The 21,941-nt window shown below is 59.5% G+C and carries 28 protein-coding genes; 14 read left to right on the top strand and 14 right to left on the bottom strand.

All coding sequences use genetic code 11. The annotated features are described in order from the left end of the window. Positions 1–14: 14 nt before the first annotated feature. Complete coding sequence (locus tag LIS66_RS15415; RefSeq protein ID WP_042606728.1) at positions 15–254, top strand: hypothetical protein; 240 nt, start codon at positions 15–17, stop codon at positions 252–254. Between the two features lie 61 nt (positions 255–315). On the opposite strand, the gene LIS66_RS15420 is transcribed toward LIS66_RS15415, so the two are convergent. Further along, positions 316–513 (bottom strand): DUF2188 domain-containing protein, encoded by a 198-nt coding sequence (locus LIS66_RS15420; protein WP_065616154.1) that lies wholly within the window; start codon positions 511–513, stop codon positions 316–318. A 219-nt stretch (positions 514–732) separates the two neighbouring features. Between LIS66_RS15420 and LIS66_RS15425 the strand changes: the two genes are divergently transcribed. Then, positions 733–1,095 (top strand): NUDIX hydrolase, encoded by a 363-nt coding sequence (locus LIS66_RS15425; RefSeq protein WP_064363477.1) that lies wholly within the window; start codon positions 733–735, stop codon positions 1,093–1,095. Between the two features lie 2 nt (positions 1,096–1,097). Here the strand turns inward: LIS66_RS15425 and LIS66_RS15430 are convergent, their stop codons facing one another. The 3 genes from LIS66_RS15430 to LIS66_RS15440 form a co-directional block, all read right to left on the bottom strand. Beyond that, positions 1,098–1,340, bottom strand: coding sequence for a DUF1652 domain-containing protein (locus tag LIS66_RS15430; protein WP_042606725.1), 243 nt, complete (start codon positions 1,338–1,340; stop codon positions 1,098–1,100). A gap of 104 nt (positions 1,341–1,444) precedes the next feature. Then, on the bottom strand, positions 1,445–2,344 hold the full coding sequence (locus LIS66_RS15435) for a polysaccharide deacetylase family protein (RefSeq protein WP_227972510.1): 900 nt from the start codon (positions 2,342–2,344) through the stop codon (positions 1,445–1,447). Between the two features lie 133 nt (positions 2,345–2,477). Further along, entirely contained in the window at positions 2,478–3,425 is a 948-nt protein-coding gene (locus tag LIS66_RS15440) for an ABC transporter substrate-binding protein (RefSeq protein ID WP_227972511.1), read from the bottom strand. A gap of 406 nt (positions 3,426–3,831) precedes the next feature. Between LIS66_RS15440 and LIS66_RS15445 the strand changes: the two genes are divergently transcribed. Beyond that, positions 3,832–4,104, top strand: coding sequence for a hypothetical protein (locus LIS66_RS15445; RefSeq protein WP_042606722.1), 273 nt, complete (start codon positions 3,832–3,834; stop codon positions 4,102–4,104). A 44-nt stretch (positions 4,105–4,148) separates the two neighbouring features. Here the strand turns inward: LIS66_RS15445 and LIS66_RS15450 are convergent, their stop codons facing one another. Beyond that, entirely contained in the window at positions 4,149–4,295 is a 147-nt protein-coding gene (locus tag LIS66_RS15450) for a hypothetical protein (RefSeq protein ID WP_227972512.1), read from the bottom strand. A 130-nt stretch (positions 4,296–4,425) separates the two neighbouring features. On the opposite strand from LIS66_RS15450, the gene LIS66_RS15455 reads away from it, so the two are divergent. Then, the gene (locus LIS66_RS15455) at positions 4,426–4,812 is read left to right on the top strand and encodes a DUF2784 domain-containing protein (protein WP_042606721.1); all 387 of its coding nucleotides are present in this window, start codon (positions 4,426–4,428) and stop codon (positions 4,810–4,812) included. Here the strand turns inward: LIS66_RS15455 and LIS66_RS15460 are convergent. After that, on the bottom strand, positions 4,809–5,336 hold the full coding sequence (locus LIS66_RS15460) for a DUF3087 domain-containing protein (RefSeq protein WP_227972513.1): 528 nt from the start codon (positions 5,334–5,336) through the stop codon (positions 4,809–4,811). The genes LIS66_RS15455 and LIS66_RS15460 overlap by 4 nt on opposite strands. A gap of 223 nt (positions 5,337–5,559) precedes the next feature. On the opposite strand from LIS66_RS15460, the gene ppnN reads away from it, so the two are divergent. Then, complete coding sequence (gene ppnN / locus LIS66_RS15465) at positions 5,560–6,933, top strand: nucleotide 5'-monophosphate nucleosidase PpnN (protein ID WP_042606719.1); 1,374 nt, start codon at positions 5,560–5,562, stop codon at positions 6,931–6,933. Positions 6,934–7,132: 199 nt separating this feature from the next. Here ppnN and LIS66_RS15470 read toward each other — a convergent pair whose 3' ends face one another. After that, a complete protein-coding gene (locus LIS66_RS15470; protein WP_227972514.1) occupies positions 7,133–8,536 on the bottom strand; it encodes an FAD/NAD(P)-binding protein in 1,404 nt (467 codons plus the stop codon). Next, positions 8,537–9,100, bottom strand: coding sequence for a helix-turn-helix domain-containing protein (locus LIS66_RS15475; protein WP_065616148.1), 564 nt, complete (start codon positions 9,098–9,100; stop codon positions 8,537–8,539). Between the two features lie 85 nt (positions 9,101–9,185). Between LIS66_RS15475 and LIS66_RS15480 the strand changes: the two genes are divergently transcribed. From LIS66_RS15480 to LIS66_RS15510, 7 genes are all read left to right on the top strand, one after another. Further along, entirely contained in the window at positions 9,186–10,121 is a 936-nt protein-coding gene (locus LIS66_RS15480) for a DMT family transporter (protein ID WP_042606716.1), read from the top strand. Between the two features lie 246 nt (positions 10,122–10,367). Continuing rightward, positions 10,368–13,286 (top strand): monovalent cation/H+ antiporter subunit A, encoded by a 2,919-nt coding sequence (locus LIS66_RS15485; RefSeq protein WP_227972515.1) that lies wholly within the window; start codon positions 10,368–10,370, stop codon positions 13,284–13,286. Next, complete coding sequence (locus LIS66_RS15490; RefSeq protein ID WP_016775082.1) at positions 13,286–13,630, top strand: Na+/H+ antiporter subunit C; 345 nt, start codon at positions 13,286–13,288, stop codon at positions 13,628–13,630. The genes LIS66_RS15485 and LIS66_RS15490 overlap by 1 nt, the downstream gene beginning before the upstream one ends. Beyond that, a complete protein-coding gene (locus LIS66_RS15495; protein WP_227972516.1) occupies positions 13,627–15,306 on the top strand; it encodes a monovalent cation/H+ antiporter subunit D in 1,680 nt (559 codons plus the stop codon). Before LIS66_RS15490 ends, LIS66_RS15495 begins: the two co-directional genes overlap by 4 nt. Continuing rightward, positions 15,303–15,791: a Na+/H+ antiporter subunit E gene (locus LIS66_RS15500; protein ID WP_042606713.1), complete on the top strand. Its 489-nt coding sequence runs from the start codon at positions 15,303–15,305 to the stop codon at positions 15,789–15,791. The genes LIS66_RS15495 and LIS66_RS15500 overlap by 4 nt, the downstream gene beginning before the upstream one ends. Further along, entirely contained in the window at positions 15,788–16,066 is a 279-nt protein-coding gene (locus tag LIS66_RS15505; protein ID WP_042606712.1) for a K+/H+ antiporter subunit F, read from the top strand. The genes LIS66_RS15500 and LIS66_RS15505 overlap by 4 nt, the downstream gene beginning before the upstream one ends. Further along, positions 16,063–16,425, top strand: coding sequence for a Na+/H+ antiporter subunit G (locus tag LIS66_RS15510; RefSeq protein WP_064363487.1), 363 nt, complete (start codon positions 16,063–16,065; stop codon positions 16,423–16,425). Before LIS66_RS15505 ends, LIS66_RS15510 begins: the two co-directional genes overlap by 4 nt. Positions 16,426–16,554: 129 nt before the next feature. Here the strand turns inward: LIS66_RS15510 and LIS66_RS15515 are convergent, their stop codons facing one another. From LIS66_RS15515 to LIS66_RS15530, 4 genes are all read right to left on the bottom strand, one after another. After that, positions 16,555–16,995 (bottom strand): DUF3995 domain-containing protein, encoded by a 441-nt coding sequence (locus LIS66_RS15515; protein WP_227972517.1) that lies wholly within the window; start codon positions 16,993–16,995, stop codon positions 16,555–16,557. A gap of 92 nt (positions 16,996–17,087) precedes the next feature. After that, positions 17,088–18,104 (bottom strand): ABC transporter substrate-binding protein, encoded by a 1,017-nt coding sequence (locus tag LIS66_RS15520; RefSeq protein ID WP_064363489.1) that lies wholly within the window; start codon positions 18,102–18,104, stop codon positions 17,088–17,090. Positions 18,105–18,229: 125 nt separating this feature from the next. Next, positions 18,230–18,427 carry a hypothetical protein gene (locus LIS66_RS15525; protein WP_083352548.1) on the bottom strand — a complete coding sequence of 66 codons (198 nt, stop codon included), beginning with the start codon at positions 18,425–18,427 and terminating at the stop codon, positions 18,230–18,232. Continuing rightward, positions 18,424–18,894: a hypothetical protein gene (locus LIS66_RS15530; RefSeq protein ID WP_039763128.1), complete on the bottom strand. Its 471-nt coding sequence runs from the start codon at positions 18,892–18,894 to the stop codon at positions 18,424–18,426. The genes LIS66_RS15525 and LIS66_RS15530 overlap by 4 nt, the downstream gene beginning before the upstream one ends. 399 nt (positions 18,895–19,293) lie before the next feature. Between LIS66_RS15530 and LIS66_RS15535 the strand changes: the two genes are divergently transcribed. Both LIS66_RS15535 and LIS66_RS15540 read left to right on the top strand, forming a co-directional pair. Beyond that, positions 19,294–19,566, top strand: coding sequence for a hypothetical protein (locus LIS66_RS15535; RefSeq protein ID WP_042606707.1), 273 nt, complete (start codon positions 19,294–19,296; stop codon positions 19,564–19,566). A gap of 49 nt (positions 19,567–19,615) precedes the next feature. Next, complete coding sequence (locus LIS66_RS15540; protein ID WP_227972518.1) at positions 19,616–19,855, top strand: DUF2789 family protein; 240 nt, start codon at positions 19,616–19,618, stop codon at positions 19,853–19,855. Positions 19,856–19,861: 6 nt separating this feature from the next. Here the strand turns inward: LIS66_RS15540 and LIS66_RS15545 are convergent, their stop codons facing one another. Continuing rightward, a complete protein-coding gene (locus LIS66_RS15545) occupies positions 19,862–20,065 on the bottom strand; it encodes a hypothetical protein (protein ID WP_042606705.1) in 204 nt (67 codons plus the stop codon). A 108-nt stretch (positions 20,066–20,173) separates the two neighbouring features. After that, complete coding sequence (locus LIS66_RS15550; RefSeq protein ID WP_227972519.1) at positions 20,174–21,778, bottom strand: methyl-accepting chemotaxis protein; 1,605 nt, start codon at positions 21,776–21,778, stop codon at positions 20,174–20,176. Between the last annotated feature and the right edge of the window lie 163 nt (positions 21,779–21,941).

Here is a 21,941-nt window from a genome sequence, read left to right on the forward strand (position 1 = left end):
TTCTGGAGGTGATCATGCGGCTCAATGAATACGAACACGAACTTCAACGGGATCTGCAAAGCGTGGCGTCCGACCTGAGATGGTCGGCAGTCGACCTCAAGCGCATCGCTGAACAGCTGCGCAAATCGGGTAACGAGGCAGACGCCCAGACCGTTTTGCGCTCTTGCGAAATCCTGCAAAGCGACGAGGAAAGATTGCAAGGTTATGCCAAGGAGGTAAAAGCCCGGACCATCAGCCGATCCAAAATCCACTGACGCCGATGCGCCTGCTTCAACAAAAAAGCCCCGGTCGCAACCGGGGCTTCATGACTACATGTCAACCGACTTTGTGACTCTGCACCGGCCTGGAGCGTTTTTTATAGCCGGGAAGCGCCGCCGCATAGGCCATCGCCTCCTCCCTGCTGGTGAATGACGCCAATCGGTCGCCCTGCGTGCAGACCCGCCAGGGGCCGTTGTTCACGCTGAGCACGTCATAACCGTTCATGTGCAGCTTGTTCAGCATTGGAATGCTCATGAGCACCTCCTTTTTGCCAACGGTGTTTTCGGTGTACGTGTTCACCTTACACCGGGTCCCCGCTGCGGTGTAAGCCGGATGTCGCGTCCCTCACTGTCAATAGGCCGGCACTTTCCCCCATGCAGAAGGCTCCCAATTAAACGGGAACCTTTAAACCCGCGCACGGCTCGAATATTGCAGTTCAATTACAGTTTTATGACATCAACCAGCAAGGCATCCATGAAAGTACGCGCTACCGTCATCTGCGAGCAGGACCGTCACATCCTCCTCGTGCGCAAACCCCGTCATCCGTGGTCATTGCCCGGCGGCAAGGTCGAGCGCGGGGAAACCCGCGCGGCCGCTGCCGTACGCGAGTTGCAGGAAGAAACCGGGCTGAATGCCGACGAAGTGCTGTACTTGATGGACCTGCAGTCCGGTAGCACGCGGCATCACGTTTACGAGGCCTCAGTGGTCAACATCGACGATGTCCGCCCACAGAATGAAATCGTCGATTGCATCTGGTTTCCGCTCGATGCCGTGCACAATCTCGAAACCAACGACGCCACGCGGCGCATCGTGCAGGCCTTTCAACGGCGTTTATAAAGTCAGCCGGCGAAAGCCCGGCGTCCCGCGTTCATTTCAGTGCGCAACTCACCGATGAAATTGGAAATGTCCCGGATGGTCACCAGATGTTCGGGAGAAACGCCATCCAGCAACAGTTCAACACGCCCGCTGCCCGGCTCATACACCTCGATGCGCAACAACCCCTGCGCCGTTGGCGCGCAATCACATTTGTAGTTAGGGAAGCCTGACTCGACGATGCGACAAATATCGGCAATGGCAAGCATGGACGGACGCCTCGCAGGCGGAATCGATCCAACGAGCATAGATGCAGGAAGTGTTCATTGCCCGGCCCGAAAATGCCAAGCCGATCACAGATTACTTACGCCACTCAATGTGCGTCGTGATCCCAGATCCAGTTCCACATTCCGGGCAGATTCACCGGTTCAGCGCTTTGCTGGACAGTGCGCGCCAGCGCAGCTTTTTCCAGCGCGGCCTGATCGTCGTAGAACGGCTTGTCCGCCAGTCTGACGCCGGTTGCCGCCGCGCTATCGAGCAGAATCTGCAGATATTCTCGGGTGTGGCGCGCCGTGTAGCGATTGAGATCATGGAACGTCACCACCACCGGAATCACACCGTCCACCGTCGGCAATTGACCAACGGCGATGCGTTCGCGCACTTCGGACAACTGCCGCAGCATATTCGCGCGACGCCGGGGACTGGCATTGAAGCCCCAGACCTTGCCGTCATTGGCGCTGAGATCCGTGAGCAAAACGTGCAAGCCGTGCTTCTGGTAGGCCGCGAATGTGCGTGTGTCATAGTTCCAGAATGGCGGGCGCAACAGCTTGGGCGGCGCTCCAGTAATAGCTGCGATGTCGGCGCTGCCTTCGGTCAGCGACTGCTCCAGTTCTTGCGGATCAAGCGAGCGATGGTTGGTGTGCCAGTGAGTCGCGGTGTGAAAGGCCAGAATATGCCCCTCGGCGTGTTCACGACGCATCAAGCTGCGACCGATCTCGCTGTCACCTGCCCGAGGCGCCCGGGTCTGCACGAAAAACACGGCTTTGATGTTTGCCTGCACAGCGTTGCTTTTGAGGCTGTCGAGCACCGTGGCCGTGGGATTCCACAAACCTGAAGCGCTGGGGCCATCATCGAACGTCAGGAGAAAACGTACGGGTGCCCGGGACTGCAGGCGGGTTTCGGTTTGCGCGGTCATTTCGACCGGCGCGGCGATGCAGCCGGCCAGACCGAACGCGACGAGCGCAGCACAGAGAAGTTTGCATCCGGAAGTCATGTTTCGCCCTGAGTCCGGCGATAGCCGTCGTGTTGTCCAATGGCAAAACTCCCTCGCCCTTGTCCTTTCCTGCGCTGCTGCCAGCGAGCGCAGGTTGGATAAGGTACACAGGGTTTGGTTCCGATGCTGGTTTTCAGTGAGTCAAGGCTTGTTGAAACGAAGTGTCGATGATGCCTGCCGTCGCCAGCGGTGCGGGCAGTGCTTTGACTTTGAACAGGAAGTCCGCCGTGCTCTGCAGATCCGCTGCCGCCTGCTGATCCACCGGTCCGACGCTCATGTGCGCCTGGCGCAACCAATGCCGCGAGACCTGCTGATCGAGGTTGGCCTTTTTTGCCCAGAGGTCAGCGTACTCGTCGGTATGGTGATCAACCCAGGCTCGCGCTTGTTTCAATCGTCCGAGAAAATCGGCAATCGCCGCACGCTTGCTGTCGATCGAGGGAGTCGAAGCCGCGATGGCGCTCAGCCCTGGCATCAGGTTTTTCGCCGTCAGGATCGGCCGAGCGCCAGAGAACACGATCTGTTGCGAGATATACGGTTCCCACACCGGAAAGGCGTCGATGCTGCCCTGCGGCAAAGCGGCGGCCGCGTCGATCGGCATCAGCTTGACGAAGTCGACGTAGTTTTCCGGCAGCCCCCCCTGCTCCAGAGCGCGCAAGGTCAGTTGCTGGCTCCAGGCTCCGGGCCAGTAAGCGACTTTTTTTCCCTTGAGGTCGGCGATGGTTTTCACCGGCGAATCCTTGGGCACCAGTAAGGCAATGGTGTCGGGGTTCTGCCGCGATACGCCAATCAGTTTCACTGGTGCCTGTTTGGCAGCAAGGAAAAGGAAACCGGAATCGCCGAGAAAACCCAGATCCAGCGAGCCGGTCTGCAACGCTTCGGCGAGAGGCGCGGCAGCCTGGAAGTGTTTCCAGTCGACTGTGTAAGGCGCGTCTTTCAACACACCTGAGGCTTCGACCGAAGCACGGATGTTGTAGTAGTTCTGATCGCCGACGTGCAGGACTAAAGGCTCCGCGGCGTAGGCCAATGGCGAGATCAACAACGCAATGGTCAGCGCGCGGCGTAGGAAACGAGACAGCTTCATGGCGAGTCCTGCAAATGAGATTTGCATAGACCATAACGCTCTTGAATTTAATTTTTAAATTCTAATTTTGCATAACGTAATCACGGTATTGCGCACCGTCGTTGCAGACCGGCGGGCGAGCAGTTGAACAAATGATTGACTAAATATCTGCCGATTCGGCGCGTTATCCGAACATGCCTTGCATTGATTCCTCAGCGTTACAAAAAGTGTTTCAACCGCGAAACAGCCTCGATAAAACAGCCGTTTGAGCGAATCAACCGCCTGTCTGACATTTCGACTGTCATACATACATTTTCTCGCGCTGCGGATAGCATGCGCGCCGCCTTTCCGATTGGTATACCAGTTGACCAAAGAGTCAAAGAGATCAGGAATCCATCAACAACTTTCAAGCCTTGCAGAGAAATAAGTGAGCGACGATTTTGCAATCAAACAGGTCAGCGGCCTGAAGTGTGTCCATCTGTCCAAGACAGAACGCCTGGAACTCGACTGTTTTATCGGCCATTACATCAAGACCCGAAACCTGCACAGCGTGCCCGACATCGAACGCACCCTGCGCAGCACCCTCGAGGGTTACCCCGGCCATCCGCCGGTGATGGTCAATGAGCTCAATGCGTGGATCGATCGAACGTTGGGGTATCGAGCGACATACCCGGACTTCACGCAGCTGGAAGACCTCTGAAACGCGAAGAGCCCCGCTGATGCGGGGCTCTTCGTATGCGTCGTTCAAGGCTTCAGAGGACGCTCCTGATCGCGCTCCGACAGCTCGCGGCTGTCATCATGCTTCCAGGTTTTCTCCTCCCTTCTCTTCTGCCGCTCGATCTCGGCCTCTGTCGGCTCATCTTCATCGGGACGCGTTTGCTCGTTCACCATGTGCATCTCACCTCTGAACAAGTTGATCATTGTTAAAGGGTAGAACACTTTTCCTGATCCGAATTCATCAAGGAATTTTGTCTCGCGCGGCGTACCATAGCGCCATTCATCTTCACGTCAGGAAGACGCCATGCTGTACCGAATCGCCGCCGACGGGCTGGTGCTGTTTCACTTGAGTTTCATCCTCTTCGTCCTGCTCGGCGGGCTGCTGGTGCTGCGCTGGCCACGGCTGATGTGGCTGCACCTGCCAGCGGCAGCCTGGGGCGTGGCGGTCGAGGTGTTGCATCTGACCTGCCCGCTGACCTACTGGGAAAACCTGATGCGCCACGCGGCCGGGCAGACCGAATACGCCGGCGGCTTCATCGAGCATTACATCTGGCCGATCATCTACCCGGCAGGTCTGACCCCGCAGATCCAACTGGCGCTCGGCAGCGTGGTACTGGCGATCAACCTGATCGTCTACGCGCGACTGCTGCGCTCGTGGAAACTGCGCCGCGCCCGGCGCATTCCGTTTTAAGGCGAGGCCGGTTTCAATGTCTCCAGCCATTGCGGATCGAAGCGTGGCTGGTGTGGATCAAGGCTCTGCGCCTGCATCCGCGCCTTATGCTGTTCGACTTCGTCACGCAATTGGCCGTGATCGCTGGAGTTGCCGTCCAGCTCGTGCATCTGCAGCAATCCCAAATGGTAGAAACGCAACACCTTCATCGCCGTCGGATCATCGCTTTGCACCGCCGCTGTCACCTGATGCATCACATTGGTGATGCTCATCAAGTTGCGCTTGAGGCGCCAGCCGTATACCGCCGGCGCCATCCAGGTCTGATGCCAGAACCGCCCGCGCAACAGCGCTGCCGTCAGCAGAAACGCCACGAATACGCCGCCAACATTGAATCGCAGATTATCCCCGTCGGGCTCACCGAACACTGCCACCGCGACCGACGAAAACAGCATCGCCAGCAGCAGGAACAGCACCGCGATGATGACTGTGCTGCGGCGGGTCTGCTGGCGAAAGGTAGCGGGGTCCATCGGCTGAATCTCGAACATCGAAAATGACTTCCCTGAGTGACAAGAGGCGCAACGGAAAAAACTCGCCGGCGCATTATCGCATCGCAGCGGGTTTTAGCTATGCTGGGGCTCCTTTTCATCTTTTCAGCGTCCAACGGGGACATGGCGGTACAGCGCAGATCGTGCCATCTTCATTCATGGATACACACTATTCGGATGCCCGCCGCTGCGTTACGGATGGCATCGTTTTAAGGATCACTGCATGACCCAACGACACGTAATCAATGCCTCGGTCAGCCCGAAAGGCAGTCTGGAAACCCTTTCTCAACGTGAAGTCCAACAACTGAGCGAAGCCGGATCCGGCAGCACCTACACCCTCTTCCGCCAGTGCGCCCTGGCCATCCTCAACACCGGCGCGCATGTCGACAATGCCAAGACCATCCTCGAAGCCTACAAAGACTTCGAAATCCGTATTCACCAACAGGATCGCGGCGTGCGCCTGGAGCTGCTGAACGCTCCGGCCGACGCGTTCGTCGACGGCGAGATGATCGCCAGTACCCGCGAGATGCTCTTCAGCGCCCTGCGCGACATCGTCTACACCGAGAACGAACTTGACAGCCAGCGCATCGATCTGAGCAATTCCCAGGGCATCAGTGACTATGTATTCCACCTGCTGCGCAACGCGCGCACCCTGCGCCCGGGCGTCGAGCCGAAAATCGTGGTGTGCTGGGGTGGCCACTCGATCAACACCGAAGAGTACAAATACACCAAGAAAGTCGGCCACGAACTGGGCCTGCGCAGCCTCGACATCTGCACCGGTTGCGGCCCGGGCGTAATGAAAGGCCCGATGAAGGGCGCAACCATCGCCCATGCCAAACAGCGCATTCACGGCGGTCGCTACCTCGGCCTGACCGAGCCGGGCATCATCGCTGCCGAAGCGCCAAACCCGATCGTCAATGAGCTGGTGATCCTGCCGGACATCGAAAAGCGTCTGGAAGCCTTTGTCCGTGTTGGCCACGGCATCATCATTTTCCCGGGGGGCGCCGGTACTGCCGAGGAGTTCCTCTACCTGCTCGGTATCCTGATGCACCCGGGCAACGAAGGTCTGCCATTCCCGGTGATCCTCACCGGGCCGAAGCATGCCGCGCCGTATCTTGAGCAACTGGATGCGTTCGTCGTCGCAACACTCGGCGAAGCGGCGAAGCAGCATTACGAGATCATCATCGATGACCCGGCCGAAGTGGCGCGGCAGATGACCCAGGGACTGAAAGCGGTGAAGCAATTCCGCCGCGAGCGGAACGATGCGTTTCATTTCAACTGGCTGTTGAAGATCGACGAGGGCTTCCAGCGTCCGTTCGATCCGACTCACGAAAACATGGCCAATCTCAAACTGCACCGCGACCAGCCACCGCATGAACTGGCGGCCAATTTGCGTCGAGCGTTTTCCGGCATCGTCGCCGGCAACGTCAAGGACAAGGGCATCCGCCTGATCGAAGAACACGGGCCGTATCAGATCCGTGGTGATGCGGCGATCATGCAGCCGCTTGATGCGCTACTGAAAGCCTTCGTCGCCCAGCACCGGATGAAGTTGCCGGGTGGCGCGGCGTATGTGCCGTGCTATCGGGTGGTTGCGTAATACCTTCAGGCACCACGCAACGAATGTAGGAGTGAGCCTGCTCGCGATCGCGGTCTATCAGTCAGCTTTTATTGACTGAACCACCGCTATCGCGAGCAGGCTCACTCCTACAGGATCTGCGATGTGCCGCAAATTGTATTCACAACCTCAATCTCCCTGTGGGAGCGAGCCTGCTCGCGAAGAAGTCCGAAAGAACGCATCAATCTCTCAGGCTATCCACCAACCGCTGAGCCAACGCTTTAGCCTGCGCCGCGACATCCGTCACCGCCGTACTCTCCCACCACATCCCGCGCAACGGCGGGCCCATGGCAAACAGCTGAGCACTCACGCGCCCTTCGGCATCCATCACTGCGCCGTCCATAGCGGCGATCCCCAGCGCCAACGGCCCCGCCTGCACCAGTCCCCGCGCCAGCAACTGCTGCGGCAACGGCCGAGCAACCCGCCGCCAGTCGTATTCGATGCCGCTGGAGTTGATCAGCGCCGCACCACTCACGACGCGTGTTTCAGTCTCACCGCGAGGACGGATGCGAATGGCCACAGCATCGCCACTACCCGGCTCAAGCCCCTTGAACGAAGCGGCATGAATGCGCAAGCGCCCTGCCTTACTCAGCCGCTCGATCAACTCGGCACTCAGCGGCGGCGAGCGATGGTGATGGCTCTCCCACCACGGCCGTACATGCCGTACGAATTGTCGACGCTGCACGTCAGTCGCCTGACTCCACAGCCGTCCAATATGCGCGCGAACCGTATCCAGTGGTGCCTGCCAATCGATGCCTTGGGCGATGGCATCGCGACAGTGCCGACGCAGTTCGCGCAGCAACTGGCGCGGCGTACGGATGCTGTGATCCTGCGCCAGAAAATCCACCCAGGCTGGCGGTTGCCGACGAACATGGGGCAGCAACCCATGCCGTGAAAACACCTCGATCGGCCCGCGATGCCCGGCCTGCTCCAGCGACACCACGGCATCGACCATGGTCAGACCGGAGCCGATGATCAGTACGGTGGATTGCGGATCGAGATCGCGCATGGCCGCCACATCCCAAGGATCGAAGGCGGCGGCATTGAGTCCAGTGGATTGCGTCTGCGGCGTGCGCGCGGCGGGGAACATGCCGGTGGCCAGGACGGCGCGGGAACCCTGCAAAAGCTGACCATCGCTCAAGGTGAGCTTCACTGAAGCGGGATCAACTTGCAGGTCGACGGCCTCGGCAAAGATGTGTTCGACAGTCGAACCTTGCAGCGCACCCACTTCCCTGGCTTCTGCAAGCCGGTGCTGTACGTAGACACCGAACAGCCCACGAGGTGGAAACAGGTCACTGACCGGCACATCCTGCTCAGCCGACTCCGGCCAGCCGCCAGCAGCAATATGCGCGCTCAACCACTGCGTCAGATCATCAGGATTATCCGGGTCGACGCTCATCCGCGCAGCGTTGCCGTTAAGCGTATGCCCCAACTCGACAGCGCTGTAGGCCTCCCCCCGCCCCAGTTCAGTACGCGACTCGACGATCAAAATTCTTCGTTGTCCAGGCAGACGTAACAATTGCACCGCCAGCATCGTGCCGCTGAGCCCGCCGCCGATGATCAGGATGTCCGCAGGCTGCTCCATTCAGATCACCACATTACGCACGAACCACGCTGCGACTTCGCCATCGTTGCGATAAGAATGCGGCTGATTGCTGGCGAACATGAAAAACTCTCCTTTATTGATGTGCTGCGGCTGATCGCCGAGCATCAGCGTCAAACAGCCTTCGAATACGTAGATTTGCTCGCTCCAGCCATCGGCGTCTGGTTGCGACGGGTAGACCTCGCCCGGTTGCAGACACCACTCCCATTGCTCGACTTCGCGGGTCGCGGTGGCCTTGGACAGTAGCACGGCCCTGCTGCCGGTAATCGCGCCCGCCCAGGCAACCTCGTTGATCCGGCTCGGGTCGCGCGCATCGGGGGCTTGAATCAGATCGCTGAAGGCCACGTCCAGCGCTTCGGCGACGCGATCAAGCGTGGTCAGGCTGACATTCTTCTCGCCGGCCTCGATCGCCACCAACATACGTCGGCTCACCCCGGATTTTTCCGCCAGCGCGGCCTGGCTCATGTCCGCAGCATGGCGCAGACGTCGGACATTCTGGCTGACGTGTTGCAGGACGGAGGCTCGCTGAGTCGAATCTTTGTGCACTATATTGCTCACTCGGTGGGGTTGGGCAGTATACTGCGCAACGTTGGCGGCATTGTGCGGCCTCTCTTTTACAGTGCGCAAGGTCATGATGTCGCCGAACAATTCTTCTTCCCGCATCCGCTTCTCCCGCTTCAGCAAAGCCGAGTGCGTGCTGGTGCTGATTACCATGATCTGGGGCGGCACGTTTCTGCTTGTGCAGCATGCCATGACGGTCAGTGGCCCGATGTTTTTCGTCGGCCTGCGCTTTGCCGCAGCGGCGGCAATCGTCGCAATGTTTTCCTGGCGTCACTTGCGGGAGTTGACCGTGTTCGAGGTCAAGGCGGGGTCGTTCATCGGCGTGGCGATCATGCTCGGCTACGGCTTGCAGACAGTCGGGTTGCAAACGATTCCAAGCAGCCAGTCGGCGTTCATTACCGCACTGTATGTGCCTTTTGTGCCCTTGCTGCAATGGCTGGTGTTGGGACGGCGACCGGGGCTGATGCCAAGTATCGGGATCATGTTGGCGTTTACCGGGCTGATGCTGTTGTCGGGCCCTTCGGGGGCGGCGTTGAACTTCAGTCCCGGAGAAATTGCGACATTGATCAGCGCCGTGGCGATTGCTGCCGAAATCATTTTGATCAGCACCTTCGCCGGGCAGGTTGATGTGCGTCGGGTGACGGTGGTGCAACTGGCGGTCACGGCGATGCTGTCGTTCCTGCTGGTAGTCCCGACCGGTGAAGTGATTCCGGAGTTTTCCTGGTTGTTGCTGGTAACCGCTTTGGGTCTGGGCGCGGCGAGTGCGGCGATCCAGGTGGCAATGAACTGGGCGCAGAAGAGCGTTTCACCGACTCGGGCAACGTTGATCTACGCAGGTGAACCGGTGTGGGCCGGGATCGTCGGACGAATTGCCGGAGAGCGTTTGCCGGCGATTGCGCTGGTTGGGGCCGGGTTGATTGTTGCAGCGGTGATTGTCAGTGAGTTGAAGACCAAGGGTAAGGTTGTTCAAACGCAGGATGAACTGGAGCAGGAAACGCTTGGTTGAGATCGGGAATCTGCCTTGCACGATAAATGGCTATCGCGAGCAGGCGCACTCCTACAAGTGAACGCGTTGCAAATTGTAGGAGTGAGCTGCTCGCGGTGAGGACTTTTGCGGCATCAAATCCGTCTCTGAAACAACGCTAAACACAAAATTCCAGACTACTTTGTAGGATTCTGAGACATCCTCGCGTTTGGTGATCGGGGAGCTGGCACGTATGATGCTTCACAAACTTCCGCAGATTAGAAGCCTATGTCCCTGATAGTTCTACTGCTTCTGCCATTCATTGGCAGCTGTCTGGCAGCTGTGCTGCCGCACAATGCGCGTAATGCCGAATCGCTGCTGGCGGGCCTGGTTGCCTTGATCGGCACCGTTCAGGTCGCGATGCTGTACCCGCAAATCGCCCACGGCGGCGTGATCCGCGAAGAATTCATGTGGTTGCCCAGCCTGGGGCTGAACTTCATTTTGCGCATGGACGGCTTCGCCTGGCTGTTTTCGATGCTGGTGCTGGGCATCGGTACACTCGTCTCTTTGTATGCTCGTTATTACATGTCGCCGGACGATCCGGTGCCGCGTTTCTTCGCGTTTTTTCTGGCATTCATGGGCGCCATGCTCGGTCTGGTGATCTCTGGCAACCTGATTCAGATCGTGTTTTTCTGGGAGCTGACCAGCCTCTTCTCGTTCTTGCTGATCGGCTACTGGCACCACCGCGCCGACGCGCGGCGCGGTGCCTATATGGCACTGATGGTCACCGGCGCCGGCGGGTTATGCCTGCTGGCGGGGGTCATGATTCTCGGCCATGTCGTCGGCAGCTACGACCTCGACAAGGTCCTGGCCGCCGGCGATCTGATTCGCGCACATGCCCTCTACCCCGTTCTTTTGCCACTCATTCTGATCGGCGCGCTAAGCAAAAGCGCGCAATTTCCGTTTCATTTCTGGCTGCCCCACGCGATGGCGGCACCGACTCCCGTCTCGGCATATCTGCACTCGGCGACCATGGTCAAGGCCGGGGTTTTTCTCCTTGCACGTTTGTGGCCGTCGCTGTCGGGCAGTGAAGAATGGTTCTACATCGTCAGCGGTGCCGGCGCCTGTACGCTGTTGCTCGGCGCGTACTGCGCGATGTTCCAGAACGATCTCAAAGGTTTGCTGGCCTATTCGACCATCAGCCATCTGGGCCTGATCACTTTGCTCTTGGGCCTGAACAGTTCACTGGCCGCGGTCGCCGCGGTTTTCCACATCCTCAATCACGCCACGTTCAAAGCCTCTCTGTTCATGGCCGCCGGCATCATCGACCACGAAAGCGGCACCCGTGACATCCGCAAACTCAGTGGTCTGATCAGACTGATTCCCTATACGGCGACGCTGGCCATGGTCGCCAGTGCCTCGATGGCCGGCGTGCCGTTGCTCAACGGTTTCCTGTCGAAAGAAATGTTCTTCGCCGAAACCGTGTTCATCAACGCCACCGCTTGGGTCGAAACCAGCCTGCCGATCGTCGCGACCATCGCCGGCATGTTCAGCGTCGCCTATTCGCTGCGGTTCACCGTCGACGTGTTCTTCGGCCCCACCGCTACCGACCTGCCGCACACCCCGCACGAACCGCCGCGCTGGATGCGCGCGCCGGTGGAGCTGCTGGTCTTCACCTGCCTGCTGGTGGGGATTTTCCCGGCGCAGATTGTCGGGCCATTGCTTGCCGCTGCGGCACTGCCGGTTGTTGGTGGTGAGTTGCCGGAATACAGCCTCGCCATCTGGCACGGCTTGAACGCACCGATGATCATGAGCCTGATCGCCATGTCCGGTGGCATCGTCCTGTATCTGCTGCTGCGCAAGCAGTTCAAGCTCGGCCGCTTCAAGTACCCACCGCTGGTGGGCCGCTTCAACGGCAAGCGGCTGTTCGAGCGCAGTCTGGTCGTAATGATGCGCATTGCCCGCCGTGTCGAGCGTCGACTCGGCACCAAGCGTTTGCAGATGCAGCTCTTTCTGATGGTATTGGCCGCCGTCTTCGCCGGGCTGATCCCGATGCTGCACAGCAGCCTGAGCTGGGGCGACCGGCCGAAAATCCCCGGTTCGATTGTCTTCGTGACCCTGTGGCTGCTGGCGATTGCCTGTGCGCTTGGCGCCGCGTGGCAAGCCAAGTATCACCGTCTCGCCGCCCTGACCATGGTCAGCGTCTGTGGCCTGATGACCTGCGTGACCTTCGTCTGGTTCTCGGCGCCGGATCTGGCGCTGACGCAACTGGCGGTCGAAGTGGTGACCACGGTGTTGATCCTCCTCGGCCTGCGCTGGTTGCCGCGCCGCATCGAAGAAGTCTCGCCACTGCCGAGCAGCCTGCGCAAGGCGCGCATTCGCCGTCTGCGCGACTTGCTGCTCTCGGTTGCCGTCGGCGCCGGCATGGCCCTGCTGTCCTACGCCATGCTCACCCGACAGACGCCTAACCACATTTCCTCGTTCTACCTCAGTCGCGCCCTGCCCGAGGGCGGCGGCAGCAACGTGGTCAACGTGATGCTGGTGGACTTCCGTGGCTTCGACACCCTCGGCGAAATCACCGTCCTGGTCGCCGTGGCGCTCACCGTATTCGCCCTGCTACGCCGCTTCCGCCCGCCCAAGGAAAGCCTGCAGTTGCCGGCCCAGCAGCGCCTGCTGGCACCGGACGTGGTTACCGATCTGGTCAACCCGCGTTCGGCCAGCGACACGGCACTTGGCTTCATGATGGTCCCGGCGGTGCTGGTCCGCCTGCTGCTGCCTGTCGCGCTGGTGGTGTCGTTCTACCTGTTCATGCGTGGGCACAATCAACCGGGCGGCGGTTTTGTCGCCGGGCTGGTGATGTCGGTCGCGTTCATTCTGCAATACATGGTTGCCGGTACCCAGTGGGTCGAGGCGCAGATGAGCCTGCGCCCACTGCGCTGGATGGGCACCGGGCTGCTGTTCGCGACCGCCACCGGTCTCGGTGCGATGCTGGTGGGCTATCCGTTCCTGACCACCCACACCTGGCACATCAGCGTGCCGTTGCTCGGCGATATCCATATCGCCAGCGCGCTGTTCTTCGACATCGGCGTGTACGCCGTGGTGGTCGGGTCGACGCTGCTGATCCTCACCGCCCTCGCCCACCAATCGGTGCGTGGTCACAAGACAGCATCGCTGCCCAAGTCCGTCGCCAGCAAAGGAGCCGTCTGATGGAAGAAGTCATCGCAATCGCCATCGGCATTCTCGCCGCGTCCGGGGTCTGGCTGATCCTGCGGCCGCGTACCTTTCAGGTGGTCATGGGCCTGTGCCTGCTGTCGTACGCGGTCAACCTGTTCATTTTCAGCATGGGCAGCCTGTTCATCGGCAAAGAGCCGGTGATCAAGGACGGCGTGACCCAGGACCTGCTGCACTACACCGACCCGCTGCCCCAGGCGCTGGTACTGACGGCGATCGTCATCAGCTTCGCCATGACCGCGCTGTTTCTTGTCGTATTGCTCGCTTCGCGCGGCTTGACCGGCACCGACCATGTCGACGGCCGGGAGCCTAAAGAATGATGGCAATGACTCACCTGATCGCCGCACCGATCCTGCTGCCGCTGCTGACCGCCGCGATCATGCTGATGCTGGGCGAGAAGCACCGGCCGCTGAAGGCGAAAATCAACCTGTTCTCCAGCCTCGTCGGCCTGTTCATTTCGGTAATGCTGCTGCAATGGACCCAGACCACTGGCGTGCCCGGCTCCATCGGCGTGTACCTGCCGGGCAACTGGCAGGCCCCGTTCGGCATCGTTCTTGTGGTTGATCGCCTGTCGGCACTGATGCTGGTGCTGACCGGGATCATCGGCGTCAGTGCCCTGCTCTTCGCCATGGCCCGCTGGGACGGCGCCGGCTCGAGTTTCCACGCACTGTTTCAGATTCAGCTGATGGGCCTGTATGGCGCCTTCCTGACGGCGGACCTGTTCAACCTGTTCGTGTTCTTCGAAGTGTTGCTCGCCGCCTCCTACGGCCTGTTGCTGCATGGATCCGGCCGCGCGCGGGTGTCATCAGGATTGCATTACATCTCGATCAACCTGCTGGCCTCGTCGCTGTTTCTCATCGGCGCGGCGTTGATCTATGGGGTGACCGGCACGCTGAACATGGCCGATCTGGCGATGAAGATCCCGCTGGTGCCGGAAGCCGATCGTGGTTTGCTGCATGCGGGGGCGGGGATTCTTGCGGTAGCGTTTCTGGCCAAGGCTGGCATGTGGCCGCTGAATTTCTGGCTGGTGCCGGCCTACTCCTCGGCCAGCGCACCTGTGGCAGCGATGTTCGCGATCATGACCAAGGTCGGCGTCTACACCCTCCTGCGCCTGTGGACCCTGCTGTTTTCCGGTCAGGCCGGCGCCTCGGCTTTCTTCGGCGGCGACTGGCTGATCTACGGCGGCATGGCGACCATGGCTTGCGCAGGGTTGGCGATCCTCGCCGCACAGCGTCTGGAGCGCATGGCCAGCCTGAGCATTCTGGTGTCGGCGGGCATTTTGCTCTCGGCAATCGGCTTCGCGCAGCCGAACCTGATCGGCGCTGCGCTGTTCTATCTGGTCAGCTCGACCCTGGCGCTGAGCGCACTGTTCCTGCTGGCTGAACTGATCGAACGCTCGCGCTCGGCCAACGAAATCCCACTGGAAGACGAAAGCGAACTGCTGCCGCGTCCGCAGGAATCGCTGCAACCGCCCAAGGGCATCAACCTCGACGACGAGCAGAAAGCCGTGGTCGGCCAAGTCATCCCGTGGACCATGGCGTTTCTCGGTTTGAGCTTCATTGCCTGCGCACTGTTGATCATCGGCATGCCACCGCTGTCCGGATTCATCGGCAAGCTCGGCCTGCTCGGCGCATTGCTCAACCCGCTGGGGCTTGGCACCGAGGCGCCGCTGTCTCCCGGCGCGTGGGGATTGCTGGCCCTGCTGATCCTGACCGGCCTGGCCTCCCTGATGGCCTTTTCGCGCCTCGGTATCCAGCGCTTCTGGACGCCGGAAGAACGGCCATCGCCATTGCTGCGCAAACTTGAATGCGCGCCGATTTTCCTGCTACTGGGGCTGAGCATCGCTTTGACTTTCAAGGCTGAACCGCTGCTGCGCTACACCCAGGCCACGGCCGATGCGCTGAACAATCCGCAGCAATATGTGCTGGCCGTCCTTGGCACGCGCGCGGTGCCGAGCCCGCAGGCCAGAGCTGACATGCTCGAGGTGCAGCCATGAACCGACTGTTTCCGGCTCCCTGGTTATCGCTGGCCCTGTGGATTCTGTGGCTGACCCTGAACCTGTCGGTCAGCCCGGGCAACCTGCTGCTCGGCGCCGCTCTGGGGTTCGCTGCGCCGCTGATGATGCGCAAGCTGCGTCCTAAACGCGCGCGCATCCGTAACCCCATGGCCATCCTGCGCCTGTTCTTCCTGGTCGGCCGTGACGTGATCATGTCTAACCTGATCGTCGCGTGGGGCGTACTCAACGCCGGACGCCGCCCACCGCGATCATGCTTCATCAAAGTGCCACTGGACCTGCGCGATGCCCACGGTCTGGCGGCACTGGCGATGATCTGCACGGTGGTGCCCGGCACTGTATGGTCGGAACTGGCGCTGGATCGCAGCGTTCTCTTGTTGCACGTCTGGGATCTGGACGATGAAGTGCAATTCATCGAGCACTTCAAGAGCACTTACGAGCGACCGTTGATGGAGATTTTCGAATGAGCCCATTACTGTCGAATGCGATCCTGCTGACATTGTTTCTGTACTGTATGGCGATGGCTTTGACCCTGGTTCGGTTGTTCAAAGGCCCGTCAGCTCAGGATCGGGTCCTGGCGCTGGATTATCTGTACATCGTCGCCATGTTGATGATGCTGACCCTAGGTATCCGTTACGCCAGTGATACCTACTTCGAAGCGGCGCTGCTGATCGCACTGTTCGGCTTTGTCGGCTCGTTTGCCCTGGCGAAATTCCTGTTGCGTGGCGAGGTGATCGAATGAATGCCGAATTGTCTCTATGGGTCGAGATCCCGGTGGCGGTCCTGCTGGTGCTGAGCGGCGTTTTTACCCTGCTGGGCGCGACCGGGTTGCTGCGCATGAAGGACTACTTCCAGCGCATGCACCCGCCAGCACTAGCCTCGACAATCGGGGCATGGTGTGTGGCACTGGCGTCGATCATCTGCTTTTCAGCACTGAAATCCGGGCCGGTAGTGCATGCCTGGCTGATTCCGGTTTTGCTGGCGATCACCGTGCCGGTGACGACGTTGCTGCTGGCGCGGGCAGCGCTGTTTCGCAAACGTATGGCTGGGGATGATGTGCCAGCTGAGGTCAGTAGCCGCCAGACCGAGAGCGGAAGCTGAGATTTTGGCGGTGGCTATGACGCCGCCATCGCGAGCAGGCTCACTCCTACATTTTTGAGATGCGTTGCCATGTGTGAGCAAGCCTGCTCGCGAAGAGGCCTGTCGAGTCGTTGCAAATCCCGGATCAGCTCAGACCCAGGCCACCGCCAACAACCCCGCCCCCAGCAGCGCACACAACGGCGAATACACCCAGGTATCCAGCCGTGCGAATCGCGAATCCTTCACTTCCTTGAAAAAACCGACCAGATTCGAATCACCGATCGCTCGGGCAAACATCAGTAACGCAATCGCGCTGATGACCCACTGCAGTGACTTGTGCTGCACCGCAGGCACTCCCCAACCGACCCGCATGCAAACCAGCGCCGCGATCACCAACAGCGCAGCGGCAACTAACAGAGTCAGCCAGCCTGAAGGCTTGAACGCTGGGCGCACAGTGGCGACGAAGCCAGACACCGGCACCTGCGGCACCACCACCGCAGCCGCCCATTGCCCACCCAACGCCCAATACACGTGCATCAGGCCGATTGCCGCGAAGACCGTCACCAGCCATTGAGCCAACACAAAGGTCATGGTTGAAATCCTTCAAAGGGATTTGAACAAACCATCGTAGTCGGATTTTTTGCCGGTGCACGACCGGTCGGCGGTGCGGTACTTTGTTCGCGTTATTTCAGATCAGCCGTCACCTTGTCGGCCACATCCTTGGGCAGCCACGCTTGCCACACATCTGGATGCGCTTTCATGAACGCCACCGCCGCCTCACGAGGCGCGGTGTGTTTATCGCTCATATCCGCCAGCGCTTTGTTCAACGGCTCGATCGGGAAATCAACCTTGCTGAAGAACTCGGCAATTTGCGGATTCTGTTTCTGGAATGGCGTCGATACGCCGATCGACAGCTTCGATGCCAGCGAGCGGGTCGGTTTCGGATTGGGATTATCAGCGTCGGTCAGCGTCTTCCACGCTTCGGCATCGAACGGTGGCTCTTGCAGTTGCACCAGTTTGAATTTGCCAAGCAGTGGCGTCGGCGACCAGTAATAGAACAACACCGGTTTACCGCGACGAATCGAAGAGCTGATTTCGGCATCCAGCGCGGCACCCGAGCCGCTGCGGAAGTTGGTGAAATCGTCCTGCAAGCCATACGCCGTGAGCTTCTGCTTGTTGACCACTTCCGAGGTCCAGCCGATCGGGCTGTTGAGGAAACGACCCTTGCCCGGGCTTTCCGGGTCCTTGAACACATCCTTGTACTTCTTCAGATCCGTGACACTGCGCAGATCCGGCGCCAGCGGCTTGATGCCTTTGGCCGGGTCGCCCTTGATCACGTATTCAGGCACCCACCAGCCTTCAGTGGCGCCTTTCACGGTATCGCCAAGGCCGACGACCTTGCCTTCTGCCTCAGCCTTGACCCAGACCGGACTGCGCCCCGCCCACTCTTCGCCGATCACCTGAATGTCGTTGTTGGCCAGCGCGGTCTCAAGGGTAATGGTCGTGCCCGGCAAGGTATCGGTCGGCAAGCCGTAGCCTTTCTCGACGATGACCCGCAACACCTCGGTGATCAGGCTGCCGCTTTCCCAGTTCAGGTCGGCAAAGTGGATCGGCCCTTGTGCAGCCTGCAGCGATTGCGCTGACGTCAGCAAACCAAAGGTGGCCACGCTGGCAGCCAGTAACCGTCGAAATCCGTTCATGCATCGCACCTCGTGCTGTTCACAGCAATGGCAGTTGGCCTGACAGAAACGCAAGCCTCTGAATGACTCAGTCAACTGACTTTAGCCGAGGTTCCTGCTTTTTCCGGGGTCTGCTGCGCGCGAGATTACATTTCAGACTTTTCCTGCAGGCTTTGCAGCTCACGTCTGACCATGCTGGCGTAAGCCGCCGGTTGCAATGCGTAGATCTGCGACGCCACCCAACTCAGCCAGGCACCTTGCAGTTCGGCTTTTCGGGCGAGCAGGCGCTGCGCTTCTGCACGTGCATTGTCGAGGTTTTGCGAATGGAATTGCGCGCGGCTCACTCGCTGGCCTTGAACGTGACCAGCTCGCCCTTGCGCCATTTGGCAGCTTTGGCGGTGACAGCTTTCAGGGTTTTGGTCAGGCCTTCCTGCAATTGTTCATTGGCGGCAAACACGGTGACGACGCTATGGCCTTCCTTGAACAGGATCGCGTGACCGTCGGCCGTGCTGACAAACGCGTAATCGCCCAGGCCGTAGACCGTCAGTTTGATGTCGCGAAAACGAATGTCCATCTTGCCGCCTTCACGGCTGGGCAGAACCGATGCAATGAAATGGTCGCCGACCTTGAGTTTGAGCCCTGGTTTGTCATCGACTACCAACGCACTTTCGGTATCGATTTCGGCGATGTAAATGCCTTCGGCGTTTTGCTCGGTGATGTAAACAAAACGTGATTGGAATTGCTTGACCAGCTTTGCACGCAAATCACCCAGCACGAACAAAGCATGCATATCGAGGTTACTGACTGCCAAAGAAACATCCCCACATTTGAAAAACCGCGCAGCGAAAAACGCCCACGGCAAAGAAACGGCCAGGCCGATGAAAACTGCAAAGACACTCAAAAACCCGACGCGAGCAAAGCGCTCTTGAATCGCGAGGTTCGTAGACTACTGGATTGTCATTAGTGAAACCCGCTCTGAAATCGCCAAACCTTGAAGGAAAAAGCCTCAAGTGCGACTAGAGCAAATCTGACTACGAACTTTAGGGAAATTTCTCACGAAAAAAAGCACTTTTCCGACATATCGCTGGCGAAAAATTGCTTTAGATAAGCCCGGTCGTCAGCAGGTTCTGGCGATTCTAGAGCAGCGATGCTCATTACGACTACCCGCAACGGCCGTTAAATTCAGGCCGACTGATGAAAAGGACTTCATATGTGCACTTTGACTCATTTCGCCACGTCGGCTGACGCAGGAATCAGCACACCTCTGACGGTGCAGGTTGCCGACCTCGATCAGCTTCCGACATCTTCTAACAATCATCAAACCCCACACTTTCAAGTGGTGCCAGCGGGCATCGCCTTCTTTCATATCAAGGAAATATCCACGGGACGTGTCAGAGGTTTCCGCGGCAATCACAACGAAGCGTGCGCCCTCGCCCGCTCGCTCGAATCAAAAATCGAACTCCGCGCCAGCGCATGCCTCTGATAAGGAAGTGAGCGAACAAGCCCTATCGGCACCGACCCAGGAGTAGATGATGGAACTGCCAACCGAGCTTAACCTGACCACCCTTTTCGAGCAGTTGGGCCTACCGTCCGATGAAGCGTCGATCAATGACTTTGTCGAAGCCCATCCGCTGGACTCGGATACCAAACTGATCGATGCCGGTTTCTGGACGCCCCAACAGGCGCAATTACTCAAAGAGTGGCTGCGTGCCGACGGTGAAGAAGCGGTCATTGTCGATGAGCTGAACGTACGTTTGCATCGCGGCAAATAAGGGCGATCAGTGCAGGCTGTCGCCGGGCTCGATGCTCAATTGTTCGAGCCAGGCAGCCTTGCACTCCTCCGCCTCATCGCGACTGGCGAAGGCTGTGCCGCGTCGCTCACCGTTGAGCAGAACCACCCAACACACACTGCGCCCCAGCGCACGTAATCCGGCCGGCACGCCGCTGCCGATCATCACTGCCACATCCACCCTGCACTGCATGTGCTCTCCGAATAATTAGCTACCTAACTAAGTCGGCAGGGTAATGCTTTCCTTCGCGCGGAAACAGCAAGGGCCGTGCACAGATTCATTGCGCCAACGGTAACAATCTCAGCGCGGATTTTCCGGTTTATAACCCAGACGCAACCCACCCCAATGACGGCCCCTGATCATGATCGGCACCGACAAGTCATGCATCAGTTCGCCCGTGTCGCGCGTGTAAGTCTGCAACAGCACCGGTTGTTGATGGCTGCCGCAACGGATACCCGTGCGGTCACTGAATTTGCGCTTGGTGCGGTTATTCACCGTGTCGACCTGCACATCACCTGTCAACGGCTGGCTGAATGCCTGATTATGCGTCGGTACATAGCCCTGCTGCGTGCAGGCGATCGCGAACACCAAGCCTTCATGACGCGCTAACAGCGGTTCCTGAATCGCCGGCAAGACCTGATCGGTGTAACGATCGAACCGGGTCTGGAATTTGGCCGGTTCGGTGCCCGGAATCGGTTGGTAACTGCGGTCGAACAAATCATCCAGGCTGATCCGCCCCTGCTCGACATCCGCCTCGAAGCGCGCTGCGATCTGACTCGCACCTTCGCGCGCCAGGTCATAAATGCGCTGGTGATAGTCGTCCAGGCCCACCTCGGCCAAGCGTTCGCTGATGGTTTCCGCCTGCCCTTCCATCTGCACCGCTGCTTCTGCGAGGCGGCGGGTCTGTTGGTCGCTGATCGCCAGATCACTGCGCATTTGCTCGATTGCGCTGAACAGCGCATCAAGCTGTTGGCGATTGGTTTGCGCGCCGCGGGCGATTTCGCTGACCTGGGTTTCGACGCCGGCTGCCAGTCGTGCGATGTTCTCCAAATGCTGGCCGGTGTGTTCGACCTGTTCCACACCAATGTGCAGATCGCTCGACAACTCGCGAATCTGCGCCACCACCTGCGCGGTGCGTTGCTGAATGTCAGCAACCATTTCGCCGACTTCGCCCGTGGCCGCTGCGGTACGCGCCGCCAACCCGCGCACTTCATCGGCGACCACAGCAAAACCGCGCCCATGTTCACCGGCCCGGGCCGCTTCAATCGCTGCGTTCAAGGCCAGTAGGTTGGTCTGGCTGGCAATCGACTGGATCACCAGCGTCACGCGCTGAATGTCGTCACTGCGCACACTCAAGGCTTCGATCAATTCGCGGCTGGCATTGGCGCGTTGACTGAGTTGCTGCATGCGCACAATCGAGTCGAGCAATTCGCTACGTCCCGCCGCGCTGCTCTGATGCGCTTCGCTGGCGGCGTCGAGCGCCTCGCGGCTGAGCTGCGAGGTGGCCTGCTCGGTGGCGATCATCACTTCGGCGTTGCTGACGATCTGCGCCGCCGCGTCGAGTTGCGATTCAAGTTTGCTCGCCAGCGCCTTGACCGAGAACGCCACGCCGGCGGCTGACAGTGCGTTGTGACTGGTGGTGTAGGAAAGATCCCGGGTCAGTGCAGACAATGCGCTCGCATTATCGACCGCAACAGTGGCAGGAACGTTGCGTGAACGCAGGCGCGGCAGCCAGACAATCAGCACCGCCAGCGGCATGCCGAGGTACAGCGACCAGTCGGTCAGGGCCACGCCGGCGAGCAACAGCATCAGGGCAATGCTTTGCAGGGCCGGTGCGATCCAGCGTTCTTTCGGCAAAAGCACTGGTGCAGGCAGCGCCGCAACCAGAGATCCGTCTCTCGTCATCTCTAACACCCCACGTTTGTTCTCTTTGTTGTACCTGCATTAAACGCCACTACAACGCCATTATCCATGGTCCGTTAGTCGTGGGTCTGTGGCAGGTCAATGGAACGGTTCGGGAAGAGTGCAGACGAGCAAAAGCAAAGATCGCAGCCTTCAGCAACGCCCG

The organism is Pseudomonas sp. HN2 (assembly GCF_020736465.1).
Lineage (GTDB): Bacteria > Pseudomonadota > Gammaproteobacteria > Pseudomonadales > Pseudomonadaceae > Aquipseudomonas > Aquipseudomonas moraviensis_A.